The sequence below is a fragment of the Idiomarina sp. UBA4206 genome, from assembly GCF_002383015.1.
In the GTDB taxonomy this organism is placed as follows: domain Bacteria; phylum Pseudomonadota; class Gammaproteobacteria; order Enterobacterales; family Alteromonadaceae; genus Idiomarina; species Idiomarina abyssalis.
In genome coordinates this window covers 173,103-184,488 of record NZ_DFTS01000043.1, presented here as the reverse complement: position 1 = coordinate 184,488, position 11,386 = coordinate 173,103, and the positions used below count along the sequence as shown (strand labels likewise).

The following is an 11,386-nucleotide window of genomic DNA, read 5'->3' as shown; positions in this document are numbered from 1 at the left end:
AAATTGCGGCGGGTTCAAGTCAGATTACTTCTGCTTTATCTGTTGGTTATGTAACCTCCGGTGGTGCTGGCGCAGAAACTATTTCAATGCGTGGCTTAGGTGCTAATCGTACGTTGGTTCTTCTAAACGGTCGCCGTGCAGGACCTGCCGGTACTCGTGGACAAGTTTCAGCGTTTGATATGAACGCGTTGCCAATTTCGGCAATTGAGCGTGTTGAAGTTCTTAAAGATGGTGCATCATCACTTTACGGTTCTGATGCTGTTGCGGGTGTTATCAACATCATCACTAAGAAAGGTGATGATAAGTCAGTTACGGTTGATCTTAGCCAACCATTTGAATCAGGTGGCGAACGTCAACGTATCAATGCGTCAATTGGCGAAAGCTTTGATAAAGGTTCTTTCCGCGTTGTTTTAGACTATAACGTTCAACAAGAACTAAAACGTGGTGATCGTGATTTCTACCGCTGTTCTGAACGTTACTTATTTAACCCTGATGGTGAGCGCGCTGATCCAATTGATCCTCGCACTGGAAATTATCACTGTAATGATACCCCTTATGGTTTGTGGCTATATCCGGCAGGAGCCTCTAATATTCCTGGTGGCGCTTATGCACAGTATGATTATTCAGGTTTCTTAGGTGAAAATGGTTATGAAAGCATCAACGATACTTGGTCTGGTGCGGGTGATCTTCGAGGACCGAATGATTTTTACTTCGTTGGATACGATAAAGAAACTGATGGTTTGTGGGATAAGCAACATCCTTTCACAGATAAAGAAAGCATGGTTCCTGAAACTAAAACAGCTTCGGTTTTCTTACAAGGGGATTATAGTTTAAGCGATACTTTGACTGCATACGGTGAACTTCTTCATAGCTCTCGTGAGACAGAAACTCAAGGTTATCGTCAATTCTGGACGGCCGATGTAGGTGTTCTTCCTGCCGCTAACATTGGTTGGGAAGGTGATGCGTTTATTTTCCCTGTCCACTTGACAGATCATTATGGCTCTGATGTTGAAGTTGATTACACACGTTTTGTAGCTGGCCTTGAAGGCAGTATTGGCTTCTGGGATTGGGACGTCTCTTACCAGAACAGCTATAACAGCGGTAAGTACGGCAATAAAGTTATCTTCCGTGACTCAATGGTAATGGCGCAAGTAAACGCTGCTAACGGAGTCTCCTGTAACGGCGAAGTGACTGCAATTTCAGGTAAAGAGTGTGTTGATGTTCCTTGGGGAGACGCACAGCTTGCTTATGGCAACCCTACGGATGAAGTTCGTAACTTCTTATTCGGTTATGAGCAAGGTGAGACGGTCTACAAGCAACAGACATTAGAAGGTTACATTACTGGTGACCTGTTTACTTTACCAGCAGGCCCTGTTGGGGCTGCATTTGGTGCCTCTTACCAGTATGATGAAATTGATGATCAGCCAGGTGTACATAGTGCAAATGGAAACTCTTGGGGCCTAAGTAGTGCAAGTCGTACAGCTGGTGACCAGAATTCACGCGCAATCTTTGGTGAAGTTCGGGTGCCTGTAGTTGCGGATGTTGCTTTTGCTCAGCGTGTTGATGTAACTGGTTCTGCTCGTTGGACTGATGTTTCTACGTACGGTAGCGATACAACCTTTAAGTTAGGCTTAAACTGGGAAATTAATGATGACTGGCGTTTACGTGCATCGCGCGGCACATCATTCCGTTCTCCAGCGCTATTCGAACTGTATTTAGCAGAGCAGTCTGGCTTCGGTGGTCAGATGGGTATTGATCCATGCTACAACTATGGAGCTCGCTATGATGAAGGTAACGTTTCAGAGCAGGTCTATCAGAACTGTCAGTCTGATGGAATCCCGCTTGATTACGATGGAACTGGAACGAGTTCTGCAACTATCATAACTTCAGGTGGCGAAGGTAATCTGGAAGCAGAGACCTCAGTTGCTGAAGGTCTTGGTTTAGTTTGGACTAGTCCTGAAGACACTTTTGCTGCGTCTGTCGATTATTACGACGTTCAAATTGACGGACAGATCGCATCTTTAAGTGGCGCGCAGATTGTGAGCAACTGCTATACTTCGGAAGACTTCCCGAACGACCCACTTTGTAACTTGTTCAGCCGTAATGATGGTACTAACGGTGACTACGGTATCGATGTGGTGAACAGCGGTTACGTTAACGTTGCTAGTCAAAGAACTCGAGGTGTTGACCTTAAATTGACTTACCAAGATCAGTTCGATTTTGGTAATATCCGAGTGAACTTGGAGCATACAAACCAAATTGAGCGTAGCTATCAATTATTTCCTGATAGCGAGCCGCTTCAATACATCGGTGAAATCGGTGATCCCAAGCACGTTGGTTTGTTAACAACAACCTTCTCTCGTGACGATTGGAGCTTGACTTGGACTGCACGTTATGTCGATAAAACTAACGATTATGAGTATTTCGATGATACCAACGAAACAACTTATCGTGGTGAAGATGTAACTTTCGTAGCTGAAACTCCAACGACTTTCTATCATACGTTATCAGGAAACATGACGTTTGCTGACTCGTTCGATGTGACTGTTGGTGTAGCAAACGTGTTCGATAAAGAGCCACCAATTGTTTCTCCGGCATATGTACGTGCTGTTGGTAATGCAACTTTATATTCGCAATACGACAACTTAGGTCGTCGCTTATTCGCGAGCATTACTTACAACTTCTAAGTCTTAACACTCGAACCTGGAACGTAGAGTGTTAAAAAGAGAAGCATCAAAGCCCTTCACGTGTGAGGGGCTTTTTTCTTTGGGTTTAGCTTTAAGAGTTTAGCTATGAAAAAAATACTATGCTTATTGCTTTGTCTAGCTCCCCTTCAGGCTATTTCAGGGACTCCTGAAAAAAGTGTTCTGGAGGACTATGCAAAGCATGCTCAATTTATGAATATCAAAATATCTCCACAGGGTAACTATTTAGCCGCAACATCTCGTACCCCGGAAGGTAATATTAACTTAACCGTATTAGACATTAATAATCAGGAAGTTTTGTCTGTTACTCAGGGGCGCGGAAAAGAGTCGGTTAGCGACTTTAACTGGGTCAGCGACGAACGTTTAGTGATGTCTATGGCACGAGAAGTCGGCTCTTACGAAACTCCTTTTGCCACGGGTGAAATTTTCGCTATGAATGCGGATGGCGGTAATCAAAAAATCTTGACAGGCTGGCGCTCCGATGGACTTAAGCAATTCGCACAGATTATTGATTTATTGCCTGAAGAATCCGACCAGGTGATGATTTACTCAACTTCAAATAATGCGAGCGAGCCTTATGTTGATATCTATCGCTTAAAGGTTGACAGCGGACGGGTAAAATCAGAAGGCCGGATACCGGTTCGCCGGTACAAAGGCACAAATGTTCGTGTTTATCTGGATGACAATGGTATCACCCGCCTTGCTACAGGCGAAGAGCCACATAACACCAACGAAAAAGTCATTATGACTCGTCCAGGCGCAAATAAAGAATGGAAGGAAGTTGCTCGTTTTGGCCAAAAAGAGGGTAATTTTCTCCCAATTGATATTTTGCCTGACGGTAAAACAGCTGTGGGTTTAAGTGATGTTGTGACGGATACGAATGCTCTTACAACAATGAATCTGGCGACAGGTGAAATTAGCGTAATGGCTGAACACCCCGAAACCGATCTTTCGCCAATAATGAGCATTCGCAATGGTCGCGCAAATGAGGTTATTGGAGCAGCTTATGAATACGATAATATAGACACTGTCTTTTTTACCGATATCGAGGATGAATACTTCGCGAAAGTTGTACAGAGTCTGACAAACGCATTTCCTAATGCGAGTGTGAATATAAACTCGGCAACTTTAGATAACTCTAAAATTGTTTTGTCTGTTTCATCAGCTAACCATCCGAGAGAGTTTTACTTATTTGATGCAGAAAAGCGGGCGTTGTCTTTGATCATTAAGTCAAAGCCATGGCTTGATAAAGAAGAGATACCGCAGACTGAGATCATCAGTTATAAAGCTCGCGACGGACTGACAATAAAAGCATTACTGACTCTGCCAAAGGGCCAAAAGGCAGAAGATTTACCTTTGATTTTGCTTCCTCATGGCGGCCCTCATGGACCTAGGGATTCTCTGACAGCACTTAATCCTGATGCTAAAGTACTTGCTGAGCATGGTTACGCGGTACTACAGCCAAACTTCCGAGGCTCAGGTGGTTATGGGCGTGAATTTCTCCAGTCGGGCTATAAAAACTGGGGGACGACCATGATTAACGACATGACAGACGGTGTCATGCACGTTGTAGAAGAGGGCATTGTCGATAAGGATCGGATGTGTGTGTACGGTGCTTCTTACGGTGGTTATGCTGCTTTGATGACCGTGATACGCGAACCCGATTTATACAAGTGCACTATTGGTTTTGTTGGCGTTTATGATCTGAATATGATGTTTAAAGAAGGTGACATACCTGAGACAGAATCTGGCCTAAACTACCTGGACATGGCTTTACCTAATACGGAAGAAGAGCGTAACGCTCAGTCTCCGGTTCATTTGGTTAATAAGTTAAAAGTACCTGTATTTATCATTCAGGGCGGTAAAGATGTTCGTGTTCCACCAAAGCAGGCGTACGCATTACGTGATGCTTTGGAAGAGCGTGATCACCCGTATGAGTGGATGTTTAAAGACAGCGAAGGGCATGGCTTTTATAAGCCGGAAAACAACATCGAGCGTTGGACTCGGATGTTGACCTTCCTTGATAAGCACATTGGCGAATAGTCACTGTAATAGCCAGAGCGGTATAGAGTGCCGCTCTGGATTATATCTAAACCTTAGCTAAAACTGGCCGATAACAAAGCATGAACTGAATTAACTAAGGTGAGTGTTATGGTTTATCGGCTTCTCGCTAGTATTGCGCTTAGCACGCTGTTTTTATTTTTTCCGAGCAGTGCTCAGGCCCATGTCTCAAACCCACACGAGACTATTGCAGATGATTTAGCGGCCCAGTTAGCGGACCAACTGGACGCCGACATTAAAGCCTACCCAATGTCTCAACTTGGTATTACTCGTTTGGTTTTAGCCGAAACACTCGAACAACCTGATCATGGCGACTCTCTCTATCAGTTAAGTCATCAGTTGAGCGAGGGGCTATATGCACATCTTGAAGAGCGCGACATACTGTTAGTTGAGTTCAGAGCACAAGACTATCTCAGCATAAGTGAAAGTGGGGCTCTGGCATTAAGTAGAGACGCCGAGGCACTAAATCAGAACCCGAGCTTAGACTGGATGCTGGTGGGAACACTCTCACGTAAAGACAGTGGTGCTATGGTTAACCTGCGTGTTATTGACCGCAGAAATCAGCAGGTTCTGGCGTCTGCCAACCGGTACGTGCCTAAGCATTTATATTGGCCTAACAAACAGTCTGAAATGGTCAGCGGCCGTTTGCAGCGCAACTAAGAGGTTTTGATAATGAAAGTATTTATAACGACATTACTCACCCTTGCTTTATCAACAGCCTGCACTGTTTTACCGGCTAAGCAGACAGTTGCGCATGATAATGCCGAAGAAAAGAACTCTGATGTTTATCAGCAGCCGGGCAGTGCCAGGTTTACCGCAGAGCTTGCGCAGCAATTAGTAGACAATGCGAGTGTTAAACTGGAAAAAGCACAGGTTGGTGTCACGCACTTAGTTGGCGTTACGAGTCAGTACGATGAAAGCTCAGCATTAAGTCAGGTATTGTCAGAACAGCTGATGCTGGAACTGCACCGCCGTAACTGGAATGTTATGGATTTTAAAACAACGGACTTTATACGAGTTACCAGTAACGGTGACTTTGCGCTAAGTCGGGATTATCTGGAACTGGACGAGATCATGCCAATTTCTCATGTTGTGGTGGGGACTTTATCCAGACATCGTGACGGCATAATGGTTAACACGCGTTTAGTCGACATTAACTCTAAAAAAGTTGCTAGCGTTGCCCAGGTGTTTTTACCTGAATCTGCTGTACGACAGTTAGATGAAAATGATGGTCAGCCGTTACTTAGAAAAGCGCCATAGAAGTCATTGGGCCTGTCGGTTATCCGCCAGGCCCATTCTGTTAAATTATCGCAGCTCAGGTTTTAGCTGAGATAAATATTCGCGGATACGCTCAGCGTTTTTACCAACATCACTGCGTCCAACACGAGACTTACTGCGAATATCTAACTCACTGCCGTCTGCTGTAGCACGAATCCGGATAACAACGTCATCCTTAAAGCCAAACCAGGTGGTAGTGGCAGTGGCCTCAATACGCCCTTCGGTTTCTGAGCTGTCGACTAACTCCCATCCCATTTTATCAACGGCTAATAAAGCGGCTGAAAAAAGTTCATCCGGGGACTCCAGCGACTCATAAGTTGTGAGTTCAGGGTAAGCTTTGCGTTGTTGTTTTGCGGTATCTTCGCCAGCGTATTCAACCGGGTTAGATGCGTCAGCACGCAATGGCGCAATAGCGACAAACTCCGGTGGGTTTTGTGTATCGGTTGTAATGTCGTGAATTGCGGGAACGTTCTGAGCTTTTAAGTACTGGCTGAAAGGCATATAGAACGCAAAGCCGCCGGCAATAATTGCCAGACCGCTAAGCCCTGCCACAAGCCCCTGTGGGCGTCTAATTAAGTACCAAATAATATTAAGAACAAAGGTTGCTGCACCAATATAGGCCGCCCAGCGGAGCATTAAAAAAGCCGTTCCAAGCTCGGCAGTGTCGCTTTTATATAAAGGCCCCGATATGGCAAGGAGCACCACAGACAGTAACCCGAAAACAATAAACAAACCGTGTAACGCTTTCATAGAGCAATCCCCTTAATAATGTTGACTGATATTACGTCACTATACCGGTTTTGGGTCAACGAGAATTTAACAGTTTTTAAACGTCAGCGATTATCTATACTGTTTAATATCCAGTTGTAGTCAACAAAGCGAATATTTAAGCTTTGTTGTTTCACTTTTTCCTTTTGTGCGGGGTCATCAGAAAGCGCACTGATGTATTCTAAAAGATAGTCCTGAAGACCGTTGAAGTCGTCTCGATACCAGTCAAAAATTTTAGACAAATAAATGCCTTTGTCATCAATACCATTTTTGTCACGATCATTTAAAAAGGTGAGCATTTGGTCGTCTAACTGGGTATTCAGGTTTTCAGCTGTAAAGGCTTCAGCACGAAGTTTGGGGCAACTGATAGCGGCGCAAACTAAGGCGGCATGTATTCGTGGTTCGTCAAAGTCGACTCGAATTTTTTCATGTTCAACCCAGTCCAGCGTGCGTTTTTCTCCTAGTAGCGTGAAAAAAGATTTTTCCCACGGTGTAGAGAATAATCCACCCAGGTCCCGAATGGACTCAGCTTCACCTGAACGAAACGCGTCAATACTGTCGATGATAAGTTTTAGAGTAAAGCCGTTGTATGCGTTGATTAAAAACGCAAGCTGCTGTTGGCTAGTCCAGCTTTGATACAGCGGCTTTCCTACGGCTGAGAGTGCATCCAGATAGGCGTTAAGCGGATCACTGTCTTGAGCTAATTGGTTGTAGTTAACCGCAGACTTTAAGTCGTTGTCGTAGACTACGACATGCTTGTCTAACACTTGAGTAAAGTTTTCATGCGAGTGGTCAAATGACTGCGCGAACGCAGCCATTTGAAACACAGCACCTGTAATAAATACGAGTATTCGCATTGGCGGCTACCTTAAAGACTGAGTTTGGTATCGTAGTCGCGCAGTATAAACAACGCAACACAGGCTGCCAGCATAGGCCATGCTGCAAAAAACAGAAGATTATTAAAGGCGTCTAAGTATTGTGGGAAAGAGGAAAAAGTCGATACCGCGTGTAAGATTAGAATGAGTCCGTAGGTAACTTTTTTCCATAGCCCGGCTAAAAATGCCAAACATAATACAATTTGAAGGCCACCCAGAATTGCAGCTAAAGTGGCTGATAATCCACTGATACCATAAAAACCTTCGAATACTGCGGCGGTATGTCCCGGGTTTACAAATTTATCTAACGCCCAGACAAACATTACAATGAAAATACCAACCCGCAGGGCAAGCAGCGCCCACGGGAGTTTTTGTTCGAGTGATTGGCTCATAGTTGCTTCCGTTGTTGGTTTTTGCACTCCACCTGGTAATAACAACAGGCTACGCAAACTTCTTAAAAGGTTCATCAATAGGCGTCTGTGCAATATGGTTGGTAAAGTTACTCATGGTTTTCTGAGCAATACCTAAGATCACTTCCAATGCCTGACGCTGTCCGTAACCGGCTTCATAAAAAGACTCAAGCTCACTTTCACTGGCGTTTCCCCGTTTCTTAAGCATTACCAGGGTAAACTGGCGTAACGCCTCTAGCTTATCGTCGTCTAAAGCCTTACCCGCTTTGATATTTTCTGTTATTGAATCATCGGCGCCCATGTTCTTGGCAATAGCGGTATGGGCAGGAACGCAGTAGTGGCATTCATTGAATACATTAATGGTTTGCCAGACAACGGTTAACTCGTTTTCGTCAAAGCTACTATTCACAAAAAGCTCGTGTACTTGCTGGTAGGCTTCGAGAATACCGGGCGCTTCAGCCATAACGGCATGCAAGTTTGGAATCATACCGAAAGCTTTCTCTGAGCCTTCTAGCAGCTTTTTACTTTCCTCCGGCGCTGACTCTTTGTCGTGTCGTTTGAAGTCACTCATACTTTACTCCTGACGTTTTGAGTTTTATTGAATAGGTGAGTATCAATATAGAATAAAAGCTCAAAAATAAAAGAAGGCAGATGTCAGCTTGAGTGTTTTAGTCATATAGACAGGTGTTTCTGTTGTGCCTTAAAAACGAGTCAGCTAAGGGTGATAGTTTTGACGATAATCCGCAGGAGAGAGACCTGCATACTTTTTGAAGAAACGGCTAAAAGCAGTTGCCGACTGATAACCAAGCTGCTCCGCAATTAAGTCCAGCGGTAGCTGCGAGCCATTGAGTAACATTCGCGCTCGTTGTAGTCGAAGTTGGTCGACGAGTTTTTTGGGCGTCAGGCCAGTTTTCTTAATGCATCGCTCTGCAAATGCACTGACCGACAAATAGGCGAGTTCTGCCAAGTGTTCTTCTGACCAGTCTGCTCCGGGTTCGTCAATTATGGCAATAACCACCGAGCGCAACTGGCGATCATTGAGCGCCGCTAAAGGTCCATTGAGAGACTCGCCTTGATCAATAACTTGCCGCAGCAGGTTAAGAGCAAGAACGTCACTGAGTCGACTAATTACGGTATGGTATCCGGGGGCTTGTTGAGTTGTCTCAAATCTGATCATCTCGATAATATGTGACAACTGCTGGTACTGGTCTGCTTGCTTCAGAATGAGCCAGGGCGGCAATAGTTGAAATAACGTGTCATTTGCTCCCGGAGCCGATTTTACATCGTAGCAGACAACACCATATTGTTGATGGTCGGGCTGACAATACTGGGGAATATCTGATTCATTGATATCGGATGGGATCTGAGTCTCACTCAAAAAGTGTGAAACCCCTTTATTCACGAAAATGATATCGGATGCACTGAGCTTTACAGGGGCGACGGAAGAATCAGGAAAGCCAAACCAGCAATCTCCTTTTGTGACAACATGAAACGCAACTTTCTCCGGCCGTTTGACCATTAGAGTCCAGTCTCCACAAAGGCCTGACTCAAAGTGGAGTTCGGTACCCTGTGCTACTTGCTCTAGCAGTTCATTTAGGGCTTCCGTTGTTTGAGTTGTGTGTTCTGTTGTTTTTGTCATTCCGTTATCAATTCAATTAGTTAATACTGGCTATTATGCTTGATGTCAGTTGGGAGTAAAGATTTAGCAGCTTTGCTTTTACTTCCGGTGACTTAATTGAGAGAAAAACGATCTTATTGTTAATGAAAGGCGTAATCGACTGGCGCGGCTAATAAAAGTTTTTAGTGCTACTTGGCAAATACAGAGTGTTAATAAGGAAAACAAGAATGAAAAAGTGGTTGTGGCTCGGTTTATTACCTTTAACGGCGGTTGCACAAGAAAAGCCCATGGAAGTGATAGAGGTGATTGGTCGCGATGACTCAGGGGTGGTATTACCCTCTGAAGAGTCAACCGAAGGCTTATTTGGCTTAGCTGAAAGCTTGCAGGATATTCCGCGCGCCGCCACCGCAATTAGTGGCTCCTTAATGGAAGAAGCCGCAATTAACGACTTGCATGACATTGCTCGTTTTGCGCCAAATAGTTTTGCTGCGGCGGGGTTTGGTAACCCGTCATTACCCACACTTCGGAGCCAGCTTGGCGAGCTCTATGAAGCGGGTATGCGCCGTCAGGCCGGCAATAATGGCCTGGGAATTCCTATGTCATTTAACGCGATTGAAAGTATCGCTGTGGTGAAAGGCGCGCCGCCGGTCATGCTTGGCACTTCGCAGCGCGTTGGCGGTTTTGTGAATCTGCAGCCTAAAACGGCTCGTGTGACAGCTTCAGACTCGACATTAAAGGCGCAGTTTGGCGAGTGGAATCAGCACCGTTTGCAGCTTGACCACAACTGGGTTTTAGAAGACAACGAACAGGGTCTGCGCATTAGCGCTGAGTATGTGGATGAAGACAGTTTCTACGATTACCACCATCATCGCAGTGACGACATTTTGCTGGCGTATAAGTTTGCCCCGAACGATGATACACAGCTGGATGTTTCGCTCGAGTATTATGACGTAGAGTGGACAGATAATGCCGGTATCAACCGGCCAACGCAGAATCTCATCGACAATAACCTGTACATTACGGGGCAGGGCGTTCAGCCAAATGGTTCACAGGTTCCGGGTGCCGGTGCGGTTATTAGCCCCACCGGAGAAGTGGAAATTGACCGCAGCACCACGCTGACTGATCCTCTGGACACGAATACTGCTGAGACCACATTATTGCATGCCAAACTTCAGCACTGGCTGAACGACGATATGGTGCTGATTAACCGTACCTACTATCAGTACTTAACCCGAGAAGGCATTAATCAGAACAGTTTTGTCGAAATTATTGATGACGCGCATACCTTCGAAAACCGGACCGAACTTCACATTAATAAGAAGACAGTGGTGGGTGTGAATTTGCGTGTTAACGACGTGCTTGGTTACAGCCAGTTTACGACCGAGGCGGATAATCCTATCGACTTAACCGGGCCTGTCAGTAACCGCCGAATTCCTTTAACCAGTGAGCAGCAAGCTCGCTTAATTGAGCTACGCCCGGGGTTATTTGTATCACCAGGTAGTCAGTACGATATTGACGGTGATGGTGCAGGTGATTTCAATTTATCGGACACCACAGATTCAACCAGTTATCAATGGGGCGCTTTCGCTCAACACGAGTTGGATATTACCGACAAGTGGCGCATTACGGGTGGGGTAAGAGCCGATTATTATGATGTAGAAGCTGAAGACC

At 45.2% G+C, this 11,386-nt stretch carries 9 protein-coding genes and 1 pseudogene; 5 read left to right on the top strand and 5 right to left on the bottom strand.

Going from position 1 to position 11,386, the window contains the following annotated elements; all coding sequences use genetic code 11:
* The 4 genes from B3180_RS10035 to B3180_RS10020 all read left to right on the top strand — a co-directional run.
* A partial coding sequence (locus B3180_RS10035; protein WP_286844312.1) for a TonB-dependent receptor plug domain-containing protein occupies positions 1-2,687 on the top strand: 2,687 nt, incomplete at its 5' end.
* 105 nt (positions 2,688-2,792) lie between these two features.
* The gene (locus B3180_RS10030) at positions 2,793-4,748 is read left to right on the top strand and encodes a S9 family peptidase (protein WP_278358295.1); all 1,956 of its coding nucleotides are present in this window, start codon (positions 2,793-2,795) and stop codon (positions 4,746-4,748) included.
* A gap of 108 nt (positions 4,749-4,856) precedes the next feature.
* Positions 4,857-5,426, top strand: coding sequence for a FlgO family outer membrane protein (locus B3180_RS10025; RefSeq protein ID WP_273023577.1), 570 nt, complete (start codon positions 4,857-4,859; stop codon positions 5,424-5,426).
* 12 nt (positions 5,427-5,438) lie between these two features.
* Positions 5,439-6,026: a FlgO family outer membrane protein gene (locus B3180_RS10020; protein WP_273023575.1), complete on the top strand. Its 588-nt coding sequence runs from the start codon at positions 5,439-5,441 to the stop codon at positions 6,024-6,026.
* 45 nt (positions 6,027-6,071) lie between these two features.
* Here B3180_RS10020 and B3180_RS10015 read toward each other — a convergent pair whose 3' ends face one another.
* The 5 genes from B3180_RS10015 to B3180_RS09995 all read right to left on the bottom strand — a co-directional run bounded on the left by B3180_RS10015 (position 6,072) and on the right by B3180_RS09995 (position 9,736).
* Positions 6,072-6,794 carry a DUF1499 domain-containing protein gene (locus B3180_RS10015; RefSeq protein ID WP_278358296.1) on the bottom strand — a complete coding sequence of 241 codons (723 nt, stop codon included), beginning with the start codon at positions 6,792-6,794 and terminating at the stop codon, positions 6,072-6,074.
* An 83-nt stretch (positions 6,795-6,877) separates the two neighbouring features.
* Positions 6,878-7,669, bottom strand: coding sequence for a DUF547 domain-containing protein (locus B3180_RS10010; RefSeq protein WP_278358297.1), 792 nt, complete (start codon positions 7,667-7,669; stop codon positions 6,878-6,880).
* 11 nt (positions 7,670-7,680) lie between these two features.
* Positions 7,681-8,079: a hypothetical protein gene (locus tag B3180_RS10005; protein WP_199495003.1), complete on the bottom strand. Its 399-nt coding sequence runs from the start codon at positions 8,077-8,079 to the stop codon at positions 7,681-7,683.
* A 49-nt stretch (positions 8,080-8,128) separates the two neighbouring features.
* Positions 8,129-8,668: a carboxymuconolactone decarboxylase family protein gene (locus tag B3180_RS10000; protein WP_199495004.1), complete on the bottom strand. Its 540-nt coding sequence runs from the start codon at positions 8,666-8,668 to the stop codon at positions 8,129-8,131.
* Positions 8,669-8,812: 144 nt separating this feature from the next.
* Positions 8,813-9,736, bottom strand: coding sequence for an AraC family transcriptional regulator (locus tag B3180_RS09995; protein ID WP_286844307.1), 924 nt, complete (start codon positions 9,734-9,736; stop codon positions 8,813-8,815).
* 206 nt (positions 9,737-9,942) lie between these two features.
* Between B3180_RS09995 and B3180_RS09990 the strand changes: the two are divergent.
* Positions 9,943-11,386 (top strand): annotated as a pseudogene (locus B3180_RS09990) (TonB-dependent receptor); the annotation flags it as partial.

What these genes read in the sequence shown, in the direction of transcription:
- B3180_RS10030 (WP_278358295.1), top strand. Translation starts at nt 2,793, where the DNA reads ATGAAAAAAATACTATGCTTATTGCTTTGTCTAGCTCCCCTTCAGGCT.
- B3180_RS10025 (WP_273023577.1), top strand. Translation starts at nt 4,857, where the DNA reads ATGGTTTATCGGCTTCTCGCTAGTATTGCGCTTAGCACGCTGTTTTTA.
- B3180_RS10020 (WP_273023575.1), top strand. Translation starts at nt 5,439, where the DNA reads ATGAAAGTATTTATAACGACATTACTCACCCTTGCTTTATCAACAGCC.
- B3180_RS10015 (WP_278358296.1), bottom strand. Translation starts at nt 6,794, where the DNA reads ATGAAAGCGTTACACGGTTTGTTTATTGTTTTCGGGTTACTGTCTGTG.
- B3180_RS10010 (WP_278358297.1), bottom strand. Translation starts at nt 7,669, where the DNA reads ATGCGAATACTCGTATTTATTACAGGTGCTGTGTTTCAAATGGCTGCG.
- B3180_RS10005 (WP_199495003.1), bottom strand. Translation starts at nt 8,079, where the DNA reads ATGAGCCAATCACTCGAACAAAAACTCCCGTGGGCGCTGCTTGCCCTG.
- B3180_RS10000 (WP_199495004.1), bottom strand. Translation starts at nt 8,668, where the DNA reads ATGAGTGACTTCAAACGACACGACAAAGAGTCAGCGCCGGAGGAAAGT.
- B3180_RS09995 (WP_286844307.1), bottom strand. Translation starts at nt 9,736, where the DNA reads ATGACAAAAACAACAGAACACACAACTCAAACAACGGAAGCCCTAAAT.